This is a genomic window from Olivibacter sp. XZL3 (genome assembly GCF_004368405.1).
Taxonomy (GTDB): Bacteria; Bacteroidota; Bacteroidia; order Sphingobacteriales; family Sphingobacteriaceae; genus Olivibacter.
This window is the reverse complement of the sequence record NZ_SBJH01000067.1, coordinates 107052-126667: the sequence shown is the minus strand read 5'-3', so window position 1 is coordinate 126667 and position 19616 is coordinate 107052. Positions and strand designations below refer to the sequence as shown.

At 42.5% G+C, this 19616-nt stretch carries 13 protein-coding genes, 1 tRNA gene and 1 pseudogene; 6 read left to right on the top strand and 9 right to left on the bottom strand.

Going from position 1 to position 19616, the window contains the following annotated elements:
* Positions 1 to 113: 113 nt before the first annotated feature.
* Positions 114 to 503, bottom strand: a complete 390-nt coding sequence (locus EPX21_RS15225; RefSeq protein WP_134090550.1) for a DUF1634 domain-containing protein — start codon at positions 501 to 503, stop codon at positions 114 to 116.
* A gap of 45 nt (positions 504 to 548) precedes the next feature.
* Complete coding sequence (locus tag EPX21_RS15220) at positions 549 to 1382, bottom strand: sulfite exporter TauE/SafE family protein (RefSeq protein ID WP_134090549.1); 834 nt, start codon at positions 1380 to 1382, stop codon at positions 549 to 551.
* Positions 1383 to 1523: 141 nt separating this feature from the next.
* Here EPX21_RS15220 and EPX21_RS15215 point away from each other — a divergent pair, with 141 nt between their 5' ends.
* Complete coding sequence (locus EPX21_RS15215; protein WP_134090548.1) at positions 1524 to 2747, top strand: exonuclease subunit SbcD; 1224 nt, start codon at positions 1524 to 1526, stop codon at positions 2745 to 2747.
* Positions 2744 to 5803: an SbcC/MukB-like Walker B domain-containing protein gene (locus EPX21_RS15210; RefSeq protein WP_134090547.1), complete on the top strand. Its 3060-nt coding sequence runs from the start codon at positions 2744 to 2746 to the stop codon at positions 5801 to 5803. The genes EPX21_RS15215 and EPX21_RS15210 overlap by 4 nt, the downstream gene beginning before the upstream one ends.
* Before the next feature lie 58 nt (positions 5804 to 5861).
* Here EPX21_RS15210 and EPX21_RS15205 read toward each other — a convergent pair.
* The 3 genes from EPX21_RS15205 to EPX21_RS15195 form a co-directional block, all read right to left on the bottom strand.
* Positions 5862 to 5934, bottom strand: a tRNA-Gly gene (locus EPX21_RS15205).
* A 101-nt stretch (positions 5935 to 6035) separates the two neighbouring features.
* On the bottom strand, positions 6036 to 6479 hold the full coding sequence (locus EPX21_RS15200; RefSeq protein WP_134090546.1) for a hypothetical protein: 444 nt from the start codon (positions 6477 to 6479) through the stop codon (positions 6036 to 6038).
* Positions 6480 to 6628: 149 nt separating this feature from the next.
* On the bottom strand, positions 6629 to 7807 hold the full coding sequence (locus EPX21_RS15195) for a sensor histidine kinase KdpD (RefSeq protein ID WP_134090545.1): 1179 nt from the start codon (positions 7805 to 7807) through the stop codon (positions 6629 to 6631).
* 241 nt (positions 7808 to 8048) lie between these two features.
* Between EPX21_RS15195 and EPX21_RS22755 the strand changes: the two genes are divergently transcribed.
* Complete coding sequence (locus EPX21_RS22755) at positions 8049 to 8225, top strand: DUF6496 domain-containing protein (RefSeq protein WP_166670783.1); 177 nt, start codon at positions 8049 to 8051, stop codon at positions 8223 to 8225.
* A gap of 10 nt (positions 8226 to 8235) precedes the next feature.
* On the opposite strand, the gene EPX21_RS15190 is transcribed toward EPX21_RS22755, so the two are convergent.
* The 4 genes and pseudogenes from EPX21_RS15190 to purL all read right to left on the bottom strand — a co-directional run bounded on the left by EPX21_RS15190 (position 8236) and on the right by purL (position 15500).
* The gene (locus tag EPX21_RS15190) at positions 8236 to 8475 is read right to left on the bottom strand and encodes a hypothetical protein (RefSeq protein WP_134090544.1); all 240 of its coding nucleotides are present in this window, start codon (positions 8473 to 8475) and stop codon (positions 8236 to 8238) included.
* Between the two features lie 309 nt (positions 8476 to 8784).
* Positions 8785 to 11253, bottom strand: a complete 2469-nt coding sequence (locus tag EPX21_RS15185) for a TonB-dependent receptor (RefSeq protein ID WP_134090543.1) — start codon at positions 11251 to 11253, stop codon at positions 8785 to 8787.
* Between the two features lie 364 nt (positions 11254 to 11617).
* Positions 11618 to 11688, bottom strand: a pseudogene (locus EPX21_RS22750).
* Positions 11689 to 11840: 152 nt separating this feature from the next.
* Positions 11841 to 15500: a phosphoribosylformylglycinamidine synthase gene (gene purL / locus EPX21_RS15180; RefSeq protein ID WP_134090542.1), complete on the bottom strand. Its 3660-nt coding sequence runs from the start codon at positions 15498 to 15500 to the stop codon at positions 11841 to 11843.
* A 260-nt stretch (positions 15501 to 15760) separates the two neighbouring features.
* On the opposite strand from purL, the gene EPX21_RS15175 reads away from it, so the two are divergent.
* The 3 genes from EPX21_RS15175 to EPX21_RS15165 all read left to right on the top strand — a co-directional run bounded on the left by EPX21_RS15175 (position 15761) and on the right by EPX21_RS15165 (position 19599).
* The gene (locus EPX21_RS15175; RefSeq protein ID WP_166670782.1) at positions 15761 to 16510 is read left to right on the top strand and encodes a sensor histidine kinase; all 750 of its coding nucleotides are present in this window, start codon (positions 15761 to 15763) and stop codon (positions 16508 to 16510) included.
* Positions 16507 to 17220, top strand: coding sequence for a LytTR family DNA-binding domain-containing protein (locus EPX21_RS15170; RefSeq protein WP_134090540.1), 714 nt, complete (start codon positions 16507 to 16509; stop codon positions 17218 to 17220). Before EPX21_RS15175 ends, EPX21_RS15170 begins: the two co-directional genes overlap by 4 nt.
* 102 nt (positions 17221 to 17322) lie before the next feature.
* Positions 17323 to 19599 carry a cation:proton antiporter gene (locus EPX21_RS15165; protein WP_134090539.1) on the top strand — a complete coding sequence of 759 codons (2277 nt, stop codon included), beginning with the start codon at positions 17323 to 17325 and terminating at the stop codon, positions 19597 to 19599.
* Positions 19600 to 19616 lie beyond the last annotated feature (17 nt).

Below are 19616 nucleotides of genomic sequence, written 5' to 3'. Positions count from 1 at the left end.
TTAAATCATCATTTTTAGTTAATCGACAACATCTCGTTTAGCGTCTTTGTTTAGTGTTAGATTTGGTTTTTTATCGCCTGATACCTTCGGTCGCTATATTATTCATAAAGCCGTTAATGGGCAAAACCAAAAAATACGCTAAAACAAATGATAGCAATTACCAATGCGGTAATTCCTACGTACAGAAAATCTTTTTCCAGTAGAAACGCTATCAGCGAAAATAGAATGCGTAAAATCGGTGTTAGAAATAAAAGCAAGATACCCAATAAGATGATATCATCGCCTTTGACACGTGCTGCTCCCTTGAGCGTTTGTTCGACCAAAGCGAATATACTGACGTCTTTCTCAACAAAGTTGCCATAGTGTACGAGCTCTTGCTCATGATTAAATAAATAGATGAGCCCACCGAGCGCAGCCACAGCCAAGGCTGTCCATACGCCATAACGTAGTAGGTTTCCGATAATCAGCTGAATATCCCGGTCTCGTAGTTTATCACTTTGCATGGTTGGAAATGCTATTAAGCTTGTTCAATTGTATATCAATTAGATTTAAATATTTCCTACTGCGCCATTATAAATCATATTGAGTGCTAGGCCAATGATGATGATGGCGAAGAATACCCGCAGTTTCTTGGGATTGGCCCTCACTAGCACTTTTGCGCCTGTCATGGCACCCAATAGAACGCCTATCACTACCGGCATGCAAATATCGGGTTCAATGTATCCCTTTTGTAAATAAATGACCGCGCTGGCAGTTGCCGTAACACCCATCATAAAATTGCTTGTCGTTGTTGATACCTTAAAAGGAATACGCATTATATTATCCATTGCAATCACTTTGAATGCGCCGGAGCCGATTCCAAGTAGGCCGGAAAGCATGCCTGCCAATCCCATCATACTAAAGCCGCCGACCACGTTTTTGGTGCCGTAGGCTATAGGTCCCGAAGGTGTCGGGTAGGTCGAGGGCAATTTAAGCGCCAGCGCCAAAGGACTTGAGTTTTTTACGTTATGTTCTTCTTTTTTACGTAATGAATTTAATGCAGAAAATATCAAAGTAAACCCAAATAAGACAGCAATGAAGCTAGTTGGTGCCACCGAAGCCAGCAAGGCACCGCCGACGGCTCCTGCTGTGGTAGCTATTTCCAGGAACATTCCTAAACGCATGTTGGTGATGCCTTCCCGTACGTAGGCGGCTGCGGATCCGGACGAGGTAGCAATTACGGAAACGAGAGCAGCACCGATTGCGTAATGTATATCGACGCCTAAAACAACTGTAAGTAAAGGAATGATGATCACACCGCCACCGAGCCCGGTAAGAGATCCAACAAATCCCGCGCAGCACGCTCCGAGTAACAGAATGAGGGTAAAAGTTAATACTGTCATTAATGCTGGGTTTTGGCCCAAACTTAGCCAATTTGAAGCGATTATACAATTAATCGCCGCTTCGTTATGAATTCCTTCAGATTGTCTAAATCTGTTTATAAAAAATTTCGGTTTTTTACTTATTATGGTTATAATGGACCTATGAAATTACTTCATACTGCCGATTGGCACTTAGGAAAAAGACTTGACAAATATTCACGATTGGAGGAGCAGCAGGCAGTGCTTGACGAGCTTATCGCTTTGGCCGACAAACATGAGGTTGATGTGGTGTTGGTGGCCGGCGACCTGTTTGATGCGTTTAACCCAGCGGTTGAGGCGGTGGAGTTGTTGTACAAAAGTTTAAAATGCCTAAGCAAGAATGGCGAACGGGTTGTTATTGCCATTGCCGGCAATCACGATTCACCAGATAGGATAGACGCGCCGGATGTATTGGCTCGCGAATGCGGGATCATATTTGCCGGTTACCCTCATGCAGCAATAGCTACGGGGGAACTATGCGGTGGCTTTCGGATTATAAAGAGCGAGCCCGGTTTTATTGAATTACAGGTTCCCGGCTACCGATATCCGCTCCGTTTACTTTTGACTCCTTACGCTAATGAATATCGTATGAAAACGTTTCTCGGCGTCGGTAACGAAGAGGAGGAAATGAGAAACGTGCTGGGGGGGCATTGGCAGCAACTTGCCACCAAGTACTGTGATGATCAGGGTGTGAATATACTGATGGCACACCTCTTTGTAATGAAAAAGGGAGAGCTTCCTCCTGAGGAGCCTGCTGATGAAAAACCTATATTGCATATCGGCGGTGCACAAGCGATTTACAGTGAAAATATACCTGAAAGCCTACAATATGTAGCGCTGGGCCATTTACATCGCTATCAGGAAATAGACAAGAATCGATTGCCGATCGTTTATAGTAGCAGTCTACTTTGCTATAGTTTTGCCGAAGCCGGACAACAAAAGAATGTAGTGTTTATAAAAGCAGAGCCCGGGAAAAAGGCCTATTTTGAAAAGTTGCCATTAACTAGCGGAAAGCCCTTATATAGAAAACGTTTTGAAACGATCCCAGAAGCGGTGAATTGGCTGCAACAATGTGGTGACGCTTGGATTGAACTTACCATGGTAAGCGACGATTTTATGCATGCTGAAGATCGGAAGCAACTTCTACAAGCACACGGAGGAATTGTAACGATCATTCCTGAAATAAGAAATAAATTGGGCGCGGCAGACGGAGCTAAAACGATCGACCTAAGTCTGTCTATCGAAGAATTATTCGCCCAATATTTTAGTTTCAAAAGTGGCCAACAACCCAATGACGAATTAATGGCATTGTTTAAAGAAGTAAGAGCTGAACAAGTAAACGAATGATACCAATTTCTTTAACGATAAAAGGACTTTTTTCCTATCAGCAAGAACAGACGATCCATTTCGATCGCTTAATCGAAGGACAGCTGTTTGGTATTTTTGGCGCCGTAGGATCCGGAAAGTCGTCGATATTGGAAGCGATCGCCTTTGCATTATATGGTGAGACCGAGCGACTGAATACCCGGGACGATCGAAATTACAATATGATGAATCTCAAATCCGACGAATTGCTGATCGATTTCGTTTTTAGTAACTTCGATGAAAAGCGGTATCGCTTTGTGGTAAAAGGAAAGCGGCACGGAAAGAAATTCGAGAAAGTGAACACCTTCGACCGATCTGCATACATTGATAAGGGGGCTACTTGGGAACCATTGGCAGGAACAACCGCTGAGTCGCTATTAGGGCTAAGTTATGAGAACTTCAGGCGGACCATCATTATTCCGCAAGGCAAATTTCAAGAGTTCTTACAGTTAACAGACAAAGCGCGCACAGACATGCTGAAAGATATCTTTCAGTTGGATCGGTTTGAGTTTTTCCAGCAAACAGCGTCTCTTGAACGAAAGAATAGTGAAATTATGCAACGCTTAAACGGGCGACTTTCGGTCTTCGAGCATGTAAGTGAGGCGCATATAGACTCCGCTGGCAAAGAATTGCAGCTTATGGCGGATGAGATTTCAGCGTTAATTGTCGAACTGGAAAGAAAGGAAAATGACTTAAAAGAGCAGGAGTCGCTGAAACGATTGTTTGAAGAGTTAAAGACTGCTGAAGAACTGTATAGTCGATTGACTTCGAGGTCAGAAGAGTTTCAGGCACTCAAACAACGTTTAAGCGACTATGAGTATTGTGAACGCCATTTTAAGGCCAATTTACAACGTGCGGAAGAACTAGCCTTAGGGATAGCCAGAAGGAATGAAAGCCTGAAGGACTATCAGCACAAGTTAAAAATTTGTGAAACCTCCTTGATGGAGTTACAGCAAGAGTTTGCTAATGTTATCCAGCAGTATCAGGCGCTCGAACAGCTTAACCGGCAGCGAAGTGATTATCGGACTGCTTTGCAGCTATTGCAATTAAGAGGGGAGACGATACGTTTGAGAGAAAGAATCGTTAAGGGTAAGGTATTTGTTGAGAAGGCGCAACAAGAGAAAGATCATCGTGAGCGAACAAACCTGGCGCTCCGCGAAAAGTTGAAAGAGAAGCGGAGTGGAAAGCCGGATTTCACAGTTTTGTCGGAAGTAAAGAATTGGTTTAGCTCGCTGACACTGCTTGAAAAAAATAGACAGGCGAGTCGCCTCGCATTAGATGAAATTAATGAGCACCTAAAAGAAGTGGAGGACAGCCTAACCGATTTAGCCAATGGGGCAGGCGCTATTAAAGGAAATCCCGAAGAGTCGTTAAATCAGCAACTAGCGGCAATAGACTCCGAGCTGGAAAAGCTCTCAAATGAAATGGCCAGTATGAAGATGCAGATAAAACTTGGCGATTATGTGGCCGCACTGCATAGAGGGGAGCCTTGTCCACTTTGCGGGTCGTCGACGCATCCTCAGATCCTCGTTTTGGAAGACGTAGAAAATCACCTTCAAGAGTTAAATGATCGTTATGAAGGGCTTAAGCATAATAAAAACGCAGTGCGCGAACGGTTGCGCCAACTTGAACTATGGGACGTGAAACGGTTGAGTGTTGTTAAAAACCGAGATGAAGCGCAAGTGAGATACGAAGCAGACGACGAGGCCATGCGAAAGCATTTCAATTCATTTAGTTGGGACCCTCTTTATAGCAAAGACGACATTGGCGCAATTGACCAATCGCTAATGGCCCATAAAAAAACGGAAGAAGAGATCGTGCTGCTCGAGGAAGAAATTGCCGAGAACGAACAGCTCCTCAAAAAGGCGGAGGCAGATCGCAATCAATACGAGCGGGTAATTCAGCAAATTATTGGGGAGGAACGCGCAAAGACGGGCGCATTGGATTTGCTCGTAAGGCAGTTACAGGATATGTCGGAGGAGGAGGTCTATACCTATGATGCCAGCGCTTTAGAAGAGCACCTCGCAAAAATAGATAGCGAGTACAATGGCATCATTGAATCTTATGAAAGGCTGCAAAAGCAGGTACAGGAAAAGCAACAGCTTCAAGTCGCTTTGGAAACTAGACTGCAAGCGGTAAACGAGAGCATCTCGGCAGAGCAAGAGCGATTGCTATTTGTGGAGCAGCAGCTGCAGCAGGCATTGGAGCAATCGAAATTCGGCGCCTTGGCCGAAGTCAAAGCATTGTTGGGCTTGGCGATTGCTGTAGAAGAGGTGAGAACCGATGTGGAGCACTTTTTTCAGCAGTTATACAACGCTAAGGCACAGTATAGCAAGTTGTCGGCGACTGCCAAAGATAAGTACTATGAGGAGCAGCTGTTTTTGAAGGCATCCAATTTATGTCAGGCGGTCAAGGAACAGTTAAATCAAAAAAAAGAAGAATATGCCACAGCTAAGGCCAACTACGATGGGCTCTTAAGGCAGCTTGACGAAAAACGGAAATTACAACAGGCTTTACAACAGGTGCGGCAACGGGCTGATAATTTAAGTGTTTTAAAGAATCTCTTTAAAGGAAGTGGTTTTGTAAGTTATATATCAACGATTTATTTGCAGCAATTGTGTGAAGCAGCGAACAAACGCTTCTATAAGCTGACCCAACAGCAATTAAGATTAGAAGTTACAGAGCGGAATGAGTTTCAGGTAAGAGATTATCTAAATGATGGTAAAACGAGGCTAGCCAAAACCTTATCAGGTGGACAAACTTTTCAGGCGTCTTTGTCGTTGGCCTTAGCTTTGGCAGAATCTGTACAGCAACAGAACCGTGCAAAGCAGAATTTCTTCTTTTTGGATGAAGGCTTTGGATCCTTGGACAAAGAATCCTTATCTGTCGCTTTTGACACATTAAAAACGCTGAGAAATGAGAACAGGATTGTTGGGATCATTTCCCATGTCGAAGAGCTACAACAGGAGATCGATGTCTATTTATCTATTAAGAACGATCCATTTGTTGGTACAAAAGTAAGGGGTAGTTGGGAATAGGGATATGATCCGAAAGTGTCTGAAAGACAAAAGCACCATAGATCTACGGTGCTTTAAGAGCGAAAAACGAGGTTCGAACTCGCGACCTCAACCTTGGCAAGGTTGCGCTCTACCAGCTGAGCTATTTTCGCGTTGTGAAGGCAAATATACGCCTGATAAATCTTTTTTGCAAATGCAATATGCAAAAGGAGGCTCTTTATTGTAAAAAGCGCGTCTGGTGTAAGAGAGGGGCCTATTTTTTTAGTCCTGTTGAACCAATGTTTTTAGGAAGCAAGTGCTGTAGAACGCCATAAAATAGTGCTAAACAATCCCATAATAAGCGATTGCGATCCTTATCTTTCTCACCACAGTCGATAAAGGCTGATCGAGCTATAAGACCTTGAAATATTTTTGATTTGAGGCCGATACGCAGAAATCGGAGTAACCTTAGCAGGTAATATTCAAAATAGAGATGTCCCCAAATCTCAACAGCTAAGGATTTGCGGGCTATTTTTAAAGGTTTTCCGAAAATATCTACATAGTCTTGCTGTATGGTATCGATTAAAAGATCGGTTCTCAGCCTGATGTCTTCCTCGAAGAAACGCCATAAATCAATGTTGTTCGTAATATGAACCATGTCAGGTTCGTAGCTTATTTCTATGGAGATGGAACGATAGTGGAGTTTTTTGTTCACCATGGGTTCTTGCGAATAACAACGGAAAAGGAAATGTTGTGAATATACAAAAGGTTTGCTGAACTCATAAAGCAGTTCAGCAAACATAGGTAAACTATCTTTTTTTTACAAGGGCTTAACCGTATGTTACTTTCACTTCTATTTTAGAGCGGCTACTGAAGGGCCGTTTTTTTTGACAGGCCTTTGGTGTAAGACGAAGGTTCCTTCATTGCTCCTATTGTCAGTGCTTTTATTGGAAGCAAAAAATAAAAGACGGAGCCTTTACCGGTTTCACTTTCTAATCCGAACTGACCCTTATGATGTGAGATAATTTGAGCACAGATGAATAAGCCCATACCTAGCCCTTGATGTTTTGCACTATTTTCGCAAGCTCGGTAATATTTGTGAAAAATATAGGGCTGTTTATCTGCGGGTATACCCGCTCCGAAATCTTTAACACAGACCTTTAACCACTTCTTATCTATTATTTGTGTATATACCAACACCTCCGTGTTTGTTGGAGAATATTTAAGTGCATTGGTTAAATAGTTCGTTAATACTTGTTCCAATCGCTCCTGATCACCTTTCAGCCACACTTGTACAGGGCTATCTATATTAATTTTGCGGTGGGGGTAACTATGTTTTACGTGCTCTACCGTTTGCTTAAGAAAATCCTGGCAATTGAAAACAGCAAAGTTATACTGCATTTTACCAGCCTGTAATCTTGAAGAATCTAAAAGGTCTTTTGCGATGCGATTTAACTTATTGATTTGATTCAAGCCTTTAGTTAGCAGCTGAATCGTTTGGTCTATATTTTTGCAGTTAGCACTTCTGAGGGCAAGTTGAAGATACGCGTTTATAGATGTTATCGGTGTACTAAGCTCATGTCCGGCAATGCTTATAAACTCTTCTTTAATAGCCTCAGTTTTTTTTATTCTTTCCAGTTCTTCTTTTAAGTAAGCATTGGTTGTTAATAGACCTGTCTGATAGTTGCGTTTGGCAATTAGCGCTTGCACTTTAGCAATGAGAGAAGGGGTACGAAGGGTGCCAAACATGTATTCCAGCATTACGCTATCATATTTTTGAAAGACTAGATCGCTTTCATCCGACTGCGTGATCAATAGAGCCGGAAGGCCCCTGTCTTTTTCAAGACTACTCCAGAGGTCTAAAATTTTTTGAATTGCCGGCCCAAAAGAACGCGCTCTTATAATCAGGAGTTTATAATTAGGATTTGAAGACTGTCGGGAAAGTTCGTCCGCCGATAAAGCACTATGAGCCGGTAGCTTATGCGCCTTAAAGATCGCCGCTAAAGAGTCGTTGCCCTCCGTTAAACTATCGAAAACCAATATCATACAATCTAAATTACAACCTAGGTGGTTTGATCTGACAATTTCTAATATCGACAAATCTGAGCTGACCTTCAAAAAAATTACACGAAACCATCGTTTCTGAGGACGGAATCTGGTTTTTACTAACTTAAGTTAAATAGAGCACAGGATTTCCGGACGGAGCCGCCTGATTGCCAAAGAGCTGTGGGCAGGCGAAACATCGCAGGTTTTCTTTTGTTCTTATATGTATATAAAATAGAATGTTATGGCAAAGTATTCAAAAAAGGCGGGCGAGAAAGTGGAAGAAACAATGCACGAGATGAAGGAAGGTAAACTGAAAACCGGAAGTGGAAAGAAGGTTACTTCTAAGAAGCAAGCAGTGGCCATTGGTTTATCTGAAGCCAGGAAAGAAGGGGCAAAGGTGCCGAAAAAGAAATCTTGACCAGTGCTTATTACGGGTCGTCCGGTTTCTTTAACTGTGTTACTTTATCTTTTGCTTTCAACAAATGATCGGTGATGAGTGTGTTTAAAGTTTCGTTGTTATCGAAATCGGCTTGACTGATTACGGCAGTTGCCTCATAATATTCGTTGTCAATGAGCCCATTGATGTCAAGCTCTATAGTGCCATCCGCTAGTTGCTTCTTGACGTATTGCACGTTGGAAATTTCTGGCTTTTTTTGATGTTGCTCCATACTCTTTTTTGCTTTGGAAGTGCTACTGTCAAAAGAAAACAAGTTGTTCTGATAATTGTTGTGAAAACTGTGACACATCAGCTAAAAAGGTAGAGTAGGCGGTGAACATTGACTAAAAGAAGAATGGCATTAAAGCATGTGCTGCTGGAGATCGGAAAAAGCCGCTGTCATCTCACGACGGCAGCGGCAGAAACACACATGAAATATCCATGACTGCCAAACCCAAATACGATAATCTGGATATCTCCTATCTACCGACCAGGCAGGCATATGACCTTTTAAAATAAACCATTTATATACGAGACAACGTTATTTTCCGACGCGGTTTTTTTCAGAACTCTCGAGGTTTCTTTCGGATATTTTTAATTTTTGATTGCCAAAATTAAAGGTAAAGGTGAGTCGTGCCACACGGCTTTCCCAGGTATTATATACGTGAACGTTCAAATTCGAATAATTGGTATTAACCGTATTAGGCCGTGTATTGAATATATCGGTAACCGCAAACTTTACCTGTGCTTTTTTATTCCAAAACGATTTGTTAACGCCTAAATCTAATCCCCATGATGTGCCGATTTCGTAGATACTCCAACGAAGCGGCGATCGATATTGCCAAGTAGCCTCAAAACGTAGGCTTTGGGTGACATTGAACGTATGATTGCTGTTAGCTTGTATGGCAAATTGGCCAAAGTCTATAGGTGCGGTAGGAATGTCTGCCTTGTACCCCAAGTGCATGGCATTAATATTTGTATTACTGCTCCACACTTTACCGACGGCTAAGGGAACATTCAGATTAACAAAGTAAACATTCTCGTTGGCAATATTTTCATTCGTTACGTAGACAATATTGGTCACGTCGTCCTGATACATCATCTCGCCAACCATGTCCTTGGTTTTCTGAAATCCTGCTGTTAAAGTATACTTCTTTAAGAGTGTATAGCTTAATTCGTATGAATTGGTATAAGAAGGGTTCAGAAATGGGTTTCCCTGTTGATAACTGTAAGGATCTATATAAAACAAGAAAGGATTGAGATTGCCATAGTTCGGTCGATTTATTCGTCGGCTGTACGATAAACCGACACTGTGCTTATCAGATAGCTGTTGGTTTAAACTGACATTCGGAAAAAGGCTCAAGTAGTCACGCTTATTTCTTATGTTCATGGTCAAGGAATTGCCGTCGGAATAGGTATGTTCAGCGCGCAGGCCGGCTTTGATTTCCGTTTTGTTCAAGGTATGATTGTAGATGGCATAAGCAGCACTCACGCGCTCCGTATAGACGAAGTGATTGGAACGGTTCGCGTTGTTTTGCCAATTACCGTTCAGCTGATTATAAAACCCCATATCGTTATCACTTTTAACGCCGCTGTATTTTATACCGGCCTCCAACTTGCTTTTCGAAGTCAGCGGATGGGTATAGTCGACCTTCGCCGTCTGTATATTTATGATGGAGGGCATTTCATTTAAAATGAATTCCGGAACGCGCAAATCTTCGCCCGTTGAATTATAGAAGTAATTGTCATAGTAGTTCGTTGTTTTATCGCTAAATCTCGATATATCTGCCTCTGCAACGAGTTTACGTCCGCTTGTATCTATATTGAATGTGTTGTTTATATTGAAAGATATGTTACTATATTTGTTGCTGCCATTATTTAATGTGGTGAGTGTGGAATCCAACGGTGCGTTCAATTCAGAAATCTTGTTGTTGCTGGTAGAATGGTCATTTCCGTTGAGAAAGAAACCAGAGAACAAAGCACTTAACGTATTTCTTTCCGATGTTTTATAGTCTATACCACCTCTTACGCTGCTGCTTGTCCGTTCGTTTTGGAAATCTGCATATTGATCAAACACTTTAGCCGGTGTACTTTGTCCTACCACTCTATATAATTCTAACGTGTTATTATAATTGCTGTTGACATAGCTATAGTTTCCGAAGAGATTGATTTTTCCGGTTTTGTGATTGATTTGAAGGGAATTATTGGACTTGTGCGTGCGCCCATAGCCTCCACTTAAGCTCAGGGTGCCATTAGTTCCTTCCATATTATTTTTCTTCAGCTTGATATTAATGATTCCGGCGGTTCCTGCTGCATCGTATTTCGCAGAGGGATTTGTATTTAGTTCTATGGATTGTACGTTATTACCATCCATTGACTTAAGCATATTGGCTAATTGTTCAGCGGACAGATAGGTCTGCTTGCCGTCTATCATAACGGTTACACCTTGACGTCCCATTAAAGTGATATTACCGTCTTTATCGATGCTGACGCCGGGAGAGCGTTCCAATATTTCCAATGCACTATTGCCGGCGGCCAGTGCGGTGTTTGCTACGTTTACTACCAAAGCACCGTCTTTCCGTTCAACCGTAGGGGTTGTAGCGGTAACGGTTACTTCTTTCAATGCTTTCGCCTCGGCTATTAAGGTAAAAGGCGTAGCGTGCACGGCTTTTTGCTGTGGAGTTATTGTAAGGGGTAGATAGGCTTTACGGAAGCCAATCATCGAAGCAGATAAAATGTATTTTCCCTTATTAACTCCCGTAAGGAGGTAATGACCTTGCTCGTCACTGAAAACGGAGCGTATATAAGACGAGTCTGCGGCTTTTAGTAAAACGATAGTTGCTAAATCAATAGGTGCACCAGTTTGGTCCTTTACCGTTCCTTGAATGTCAGCTTTTTCCTGTGCTGCGCTCAGGCCCGGAAATGAGCAATAAAGGGCAAAGAACAAGAGGAAAGTTTTCAATAAAGGCGTTGAGGTATACTTTTTCCGATGTGTGTTAGGGAAATTCATGACTTTGTTTCTTTTTGCCAAAAGTATTGGTAGTTGTTATATCGTTGAAGTTAAATTAGGCGAAGGCATCCAAAATTTCGGTGAACAGCCTGTTTTGCTAGGTGAATTTTTTTCCTGTCGAGTAGCTATCCACACGTTCGGTAAAAGGGGGAGATTGTTTCGGTATAGTAGTCGCTTTACGATTTTCGGTGTGATTCATGGATAGAAGGTTTAATTTTTTTAGTATTATTTGTCTGTTCTTGTATCCATAGACGCTAAAAATTCTGAAACGTTGCAATCGACCCCATATTTTGGGAGATAGGAGTGGATTTTCCAGCAGAGCTGGCCTATATCAGGTGCAAGGGGAATTATCAGTTTAAAAAGGAGGTCGGAAGTGGATTCGAACCACTCTGAGATCTCTTGCGGAGCTCCGCCTAACCGCTCGGCCATCCGACCTTTTGTGATATCACAAATTTAGCAATTTTAGACAGCTTCGTGTGCACAATCAGGGCACAAGAAGCTGTGCAGCTTCTGTGTAATGCGATGAGTTTTCTAATCAAAGGAAACTGTAAATAAATAAGCCCGGTTTTTTTAACCGGGCTTATTTATTATTGTTGTTCAATCCATTTTCTAGCATTAACAAAGGCTTCTGCCCACGGAGATACTTCATCTCTTCTGTCGCCGGGATAATGAGCCCAATGCCACTGAAACAGTGAACGTTCTATATGGGGCATGGTTACCAGGTGTCTTCCGGATTTATCACAGAGTATGGCGGTATTATAATCAGAGCCATTTGGATTGGCAGGATAGGTCTCGTAATTATACTTCGCTACGATATGGTACTGATCCTCTTCATAAGGAAGCTGAAATTTACCTTCGCCATGGGAAATCCATACGCCCAGGGTACATCCAGCAAGGCTTGAAAGCATAATCGACTCATTTTCCTGTATGGTAAGCGCCGTGAATCCACTTTCGTGCTTATGGCTGTCATTATGTAGCATTTTAGGCTTCTGCTCATGTTCCGGATTAATAAGGCCTAGTTCAATGAAGAGCTGACATCCGTTGCAGATACCTACCGATAGTGTGTCCGGCCGACTGAAAAAGTTTTCAAGCGCCACCCGAGCCTTTTTATTGTACATGAAAGCACCCGCCCAACCCTTGGCAGAGCCCAAAACGTCGGAATTCGAAAAGCCGCCCACTGCACCTATAAACTTTATGTCTTCCAGGGTTTCTCGTCCCGAAATTAAATCTGTCATATGTACATCCTTCACATCGAAACCCGCCAGATACAGAGCATTAGCCAGTTCACGCTCCGAATTACTTCCCTTTTCCCGGATAACCGCCGCTTTTGGACGTGGTTTAGTGGCATCAATGTGAGGTTTCTTTCCATCGAAATGCTTAGGAAATGAATACTTCAGCAAATGGTTTTTATAATTTTTGAAGCGTTCTTCTGCCTTTTGTTTACCACTTTGTTTTTGATCGAGTAGGTAAGAGGTTTTAAACCAAACGTCGCGTAGTTCATCTATATCGAATGACCATTTTGACCCATTGTTGCTTACTTCCAATATTGCTTCGTCACTTACTACGCCAATTTTGTGAAAAGCAACTCCTTTACTATTTAACTCTTGCTCGATAGTGGAGTGCGCCTGAAATACAATACCGATGTTCTCTGCAAACAAAAGCTTGATGCTGTCTTGCTCCGCTAAGCTGGATAAATCGATCCGCGCGCCGAGGTTGTGGTCGGCAAAGCACATTTCCAGCAGTGTGGTAATAAGTCCGCCACTACCGATGTCGTGTCCTGCAAGGATCTTTCCGGATTTTATAAGTTCTTGTACTGTGTTAAACCCTACTTTAAACGCTTTCGCGTCCACTATGTCGGGCGTTTCGTCGCCTATCCGATTTAGTACCTGCGCAAAGGAAGATCCGCCCAATTTCGGTTTATCTCCAGATAAATTTATGTAATAAATTGCCGCATCGGTTTTCTGTAAAACAGGTTCTACAACCGCAGTAATGTTAATGCAGTGTGCCGCTGCAGAGATGATAACCGTTCCCGGGGCAATCACTTCGCCATCCGGATATTTTTGCTTCATCGAAAGCGAGTCTTTTCCTGTGGGTATATTGATTCCTAAATCAATAGCAAAATCCGCACAAGCCTCTACGGCTTCGTAAAGGCGGGCATCTTCGCCTTCGTTTTTACAAGGCCACATCCAATTCGCCGACAAGGATACACTTTGTAAACCGTCTTTTAATGGAGCCCAAATAATATTCGACAATGATTCGGCAACTGCATTTCGACTACCAGCTGCCGGGTTAATCAACGCGGATAGGGGAGCATGGCCTACTGAAGTCGCCACACCGTCTTTACCTTGATAATCGAGCGCCATCACGCCACAGTTATTCAAGGGTAGCTGAAGCGGTCCGGCACATTGTTGTTTAGCTACACGTCCACCCACACAGCGATCGACTTTATTGGTGAGCCAATCTTTACAAGCCACCGCTTCCAACTGAAGCAGTTGGTTTAGGTAGTGGTGCAGATTCGCCTCATCGTAAGAAAGGCTGCGATAGGTTCGTTTTATGGATTTGTCTTCCATAATTGTTTTTGGCGAACTACCAAACATATCGTTTATTGCCAAGTCCATGGGCTTGGTTCCCTTAGTTGAGGAAGCAATGGTGAAACGATGGTCACCGGTGACCTGACCCACCGTATACATGGGCGATCGCTCGCGGTCGGCTATCTTCTTCAGCATTTGGAGATCTTTGTCCGCGATCACCAAGCCCATACGCTCCTGCGATTCATTACCAATAATCTCTTTTGCCGATAAGGTCGGGTCGCCCACAGGAAGTTTGTCCAGATCAATTTGTCCGCCTGTACTTTCTATTAATTCGGAGAGACAATTCAAATGCCCTCCAGCGCCATGATCATGTATCGAAACGATGGTATTATGGTCGCTTTCCACTAAACCTCGGACTGCGTTTGCTGCTCGCTTCTGCATTTCTGGATTGGAACGCTGAATCGCATTTAACTCGATACCGGAGCCAAAAGCGCCAGTATCTGCGGAAGAAACTGCTGCACCTCCCATGCCGATCCGGTAGTTTTCGCCTCCGAGCACCACAATTTTGTCGCCTTTTGCAGGTTGCAATTTTTTTGACTGTTCTTCTTTGCCATATCCCACGCCGCCAGCCAACATAATTACTTTGTCGAAACCAAGTTTACGGGCATCCTCTTCATGTTCAAAAGTAAGAACCGATCCGGTAATTAAAGGCTGACCAAATTTGTTTCCAAAATCAGAGGCGCCATTAGAGGCTTTTATGAGAATATCCATGGGAGTTTGGTAAAGCCAGTCCCGCTCTTCCATCGCTTTTTCCCAAGGCCTGTTTTCTTCCAGTCGCGAAAATGCCGTCATATACACAGCTGTGCCCGCTAAAGGGATAGATCCCTGACCACCTGCCAGACGATCTCTTATCTCTCCTCCCGAGCCCGTGGCAGCTCCATTGAAAGGTTCAACGGTAGTAGGAAAATTGTGCGTTTCAGCTTTTAGTGAAATAACAGAATTGAATTCTTTAATCGTATAATATTCCGGTTCATCAGCGCGTAAAGGTGCAAATTGCTGCAATCTCGGACCTTTTATAAAAGCTACGTTGTCCTTATAAGCGGAAACAATGTCATTCGGATTTTTCTCGGAAGTTTTACGGATCAGTTTAAATAAAGATGTGGGTTGTTCTACCCCGTCGATAACAAAAGTACCGTTGAATATTTTATGCCGACAGTGTTCTGAGTTAACTTGCGAAAAGCCAAACACTTCAGAATCAGTAAGTTTTCTTCCTAGCTTTTGAGACAGATCGTTAAGGTAGTCAACCTCCTCTTGGCTTAGAGATAAACCTTCCTGTTGGTTATAGGCAGCGATATCGTCTACTTCCAAGATAGGCTCGGGTTCCAGATGAATCGTAAAAATGTCCTGATTTAATTCGCTGTATTTTTGCAACAGCATGTGATCGAAATCGGTATAATCGGGGCTTACTTCGGTGAATTCTTCTATTCTGAGAATATCGGAAATCCCCATGTTTTGCGTGATCTCTACTGCATTCGTACTCCAAGGCGTTATCATAGTTGCGCGAGGTCCAACAAAAGATCCCGGCAAACTTGCATTGGAAAGTAGTTCAGCGCCGCCAAATAGCCAAGTCAATTTAGACGTTTCGTCGGCCGCTAGCGGCCGCTCTATTTGTAAAGAAAAAATGGTGTGGTGAGGATTTTTAAAGAAGTAGATCATGATGTTTTATACGTGGTGCAAAATTAGGCAAAAATGCTTTCATATGCAATGTAAGAAAAGGGCTAAGCGGATGCTGGTGGCGCTTCAGCGCAAAAAGGACGAAAGGCTTATAAAAGAATAAGCCTGATTGAAATTAAACAGCGATTTATGTGCTTTTAACATTGTAAGCAAAATGTAAAATGATAAACAAGGCGGCGTCGGTACATCCATGTTGGTCAAAACAAGCTATATTTAACGTTTATTGCGTTGCTTTAGAATTCATGTTTACAGCCGTACATACCGTATATCTGGTTTTCACAATTGGCTTAGCCGCTATGCTGTTAGCCGCAGTTATCGTTATTCTCTTTCTCTGGAAAAGCCAAGGGCAGATAAAAGAGGAAAACCTAAAGTTAAAAACCAAATATGAAGAAATTCAAAAAAAGTACACAGGAGCGCAAGCAGAGCAGCTGCCCTATAAATTGAATCCACATTTATTCAGAAATGCCTTGAATGCTATTCAATCCCATGCGTACCAGAGCTATTATGCGCTGGACAAGCTGTCGGGAGTGTTAGATTATATTTTATATGATGCTGATGGCCGGTTAGTAAGCATTAAGGAAGAGATCGCCTTTGCGAGAAATTTTATTGAAATAAACCGACTAAAAGCAAGTCCGTTGTTCGACATACGTGTCAAAGATAAGATCGACGAAAACGATCCCCGTTGCCATCGGGATATAATCGCGCCGCTTTCCTTTATCAACCCTATTGAAAACGCTTTTAAGCATGCCGATCTACAGAGCGATAACGCTTTTATCAGTGTGAGTTTCTTCTTCGAAAATGATTCTTGGTTTGTGTTACAGGTTGCAAATAAAACGAATGAACAACCTAGCCGTTTTAATACAAGGGGTGGTTTAGGAAACGATATTTATTTGAATCGCTTGTCATCCGTTTATGGTGAAGGTGCTTACTCCTGTGCCGAATCCGTAAATAACGGAATATTTATCACTGAATTAAGGATAAAAGTATTGTGAAGGAACTGAAATGTATTTTATTGGATGATGAACTGCCTGCGCTTCGATACTTGCGCACTATTTGCGAAGGCTTTGATAATGTGGAAGTCGTAAAGGCTTTCAATAATCCACTGAAGCTAATGGAAGAAATGGATAATCTGGATTTCAATGTATGTGTGCTGGATATCGAAATGCCGCAAATGAATGGGATGGAGCTGGCCCTCAGACTAGCAGGCAAGGCAATTATTTTTACTACGGCGTACAAGGAGTTCGCGGCAGAAGCTTACGAATTAGACGCGGTGGACTATATTATAAAACCCATTCAATTTAATCGATTAAAAAAAGCTTTCGAAAAGTCGTATAGCTTTCTAATGACGAAAGGGGTTTCAAAATTCATTCAACTGAACAGTAATAAGGGAAAAATTCTGTTGCAATTCGCTGCTATTGCTTTTATAGTGGTCTCCGAAATTGATAAACGAGACAAAACGGTGATCTATAGCGATGAAAGCCAAGTTACACTGAAAAATATATCCTTTGAGCAGTTAGTTAGTCTCCTCCCCAAAGACGACTTCGCGCGGATTAACCGGCAAACAATAGTAGCCATTCGGTGGGTACATACATTTACTCATAACCAGGTCACACTTTTATTAAACGAGAAAAAGCCAACATCATTCGTTTTCGCGTTAAACGAACATTACCGTAAAGATTTTATCAGCTTATTCGGTTCGTAGTTTATTACATTTTATTTCCTGTTGGTTACAGAATAGTAGGAAGGTGCTTTCACGAACGGTTTGCAAGTTTTACATTCGCCTAAGAACTTAAATAGATTCGTAATGAGGCGGTATAAGGATTTGATTTTTTATTTAGTAAGCATCGGCGGTTTTTCTCTGTTTATCTATTTCCTAATTGTTCAGGGAGCGAGCTTGGAATTTGCCAAGGAAGTCAAGATCGACGGTATTGCGTCTTCCGGGTCGGCTTGGGATCACTTTGTTGATGCGCTGAAACATAATTTCTCATACCCTTTGGCTATCATGCTATTGCAGATCATAACTATTATATTGGTAGCCAGGTGTTTTGGTTATTTATGTCGGAAAATCGGCCAGCCGAGTGTAATCGGGGAAATTCTGGCAGGGATCTTTTTAGGGCCATCCCTGTTGGGCGCCTATTTTCCAGAGCTTTCCGCCATTCTGTTTCCCGAAAGTTCTTTAGGGAATTTAGGAATTATGAGCCAAATTGGGCTTATTCTTTTTATGTTCGTTGTAGGCATGGAGTTAGATCTGGGGATTTTAAGAAATAAAGCCCACGAGGCTGTGGTGGTAAGCCATGCCAGTATAGTCTTTCCTTTCGCTTTAGGAGTTACCTTGGCTTATTTTATCTATCAGCAAACAGCCCCTGAGGGAGTCAGTTTCATATCTTATGCCTTATTTATCGGTATTTCCATGAGCATTACCGCTTTCCCCGTACTGGCCCGGATTGTGCAAGAACGCGGACTTTCTAAAACGAAGCTAGGGGCGATGGCTATTACCTGTGCCGCAGCGGACGATATAACGGCATGGTGCATCCTCGCTGCGGTAATTGCTGTTGTGAAAGCAGGGTCTGTGGCTAGTGCACTTTATACCATTTTGTTGTCGGTTCTATATGTGGCGCTCATGTTACGGTTTGTGAGACCTTTTTTGAAAAGGATAGGGGACCTGTATGCGACTAAAGAAAGGTTAAGCAAACCCATTGTCGGAATATTTTTTGTCACACTTTTGCTGTCTGCTTGGAGCACGGAAATAATAGGGATCCACGCTTTGTTTGGCGCTTTTATGGCGGGCGTCATTATGCCTGCCAACATAAATTTTAGAAATATCTTTATAGAAAAAGTGGAGGACCTGTCTCTGGTGCTTTTGTTGCCTCTTTTTTTCGTCTTCACCGGTTTACGTACGCAGATAGGACTGTTGAATGAGCCGGGGTTGTGGACACTTTGCCTTATTTTCATTGCGGTAGCGGTAGTGGGAAAGTTTGCCGGAAGTGCCATTGCGGCGAAATTTGTAGGGCAGAGTTGGAAGGGAAGTCTTACCATAGGTGCATTAATGAATACCCGCGGGTTGATGGAACTGGTAGCCCTTAACATCGGATATGATCTAGGAGTGCTTTCCCCGGAAGTTTTTGCTATGTTAGTGCTCATGGCTTTGGTTACCACATTTATGACCGGCCCTTCTTTGGGATTCATCAACCGATTCTTTAAGAAAGAAAACGAAGAAAGTCCGCACCCTGCATTGCAAGTGGATAAGTACAATATTCTTATCGCCTTTGGCAGTCCTCAAACAGGTAGTTTATTGGTACGGTTAGCCAATAGTCTAACCAGAAAAACAAAAGACACAGTAAGCGTTACGGCCTTACATCTTTCGCTGGCAAATGAATTGAATCAGTTCAATGCTTTTGAATACGAAAAAGAAAGTTTTGCACCGATACAATCGGAAGCCAAAGAGTTGGGGCAGCCTGTCATTTCGTTGTTTAAACCCTCTGACAATATCGATGATGATATTATCGAAACAGCCAATAGAGGTGATTTCGATCTACTGTTGGTGGGTATTGGTAAATCTGTATTCGAAGGTACACTTCTGGGCAGGATACTCGGGCTAACGACAAGGGTCGTGAATCCAGAGAGATTGTATAATACCTTTAAAGCAAAGGACACACTGCTTTCTTTTGGGATATTTGATGAAAGGACGAAATATATATTAAAGCGTTCAAAAATCCCGACAGGTATACTGATCGATAAGCAATTAAAGGAAATCAAAGAGGTGGTTGTGCCGATATTTTCGGAAAGTGATCGTTTTCTTTTGACATACATTCAGAAACTCATTCAACACGGAGGAGCTCGAATTTATATTGTGGACGTTTTAGGCGTCACCCGGCAAAGCATTGAGTTTAAAGAAGCTGTCAGGGCGATTAACGTGATAGCCCCGGATCACTTATCGGTTACTGATGGAAAAACAATGAATAGGGCTTTTTTGAAGACGAAGGACATGTTGCTTATTAGTTTGGATAGTTGGAAAAAGGCCCTTGAAACGAGAAGTGTTTGGCTTTCCGAAACACCTTCTGTGCTTATTCTAAGCCCTTAGTTCAATAAAGTGATTGT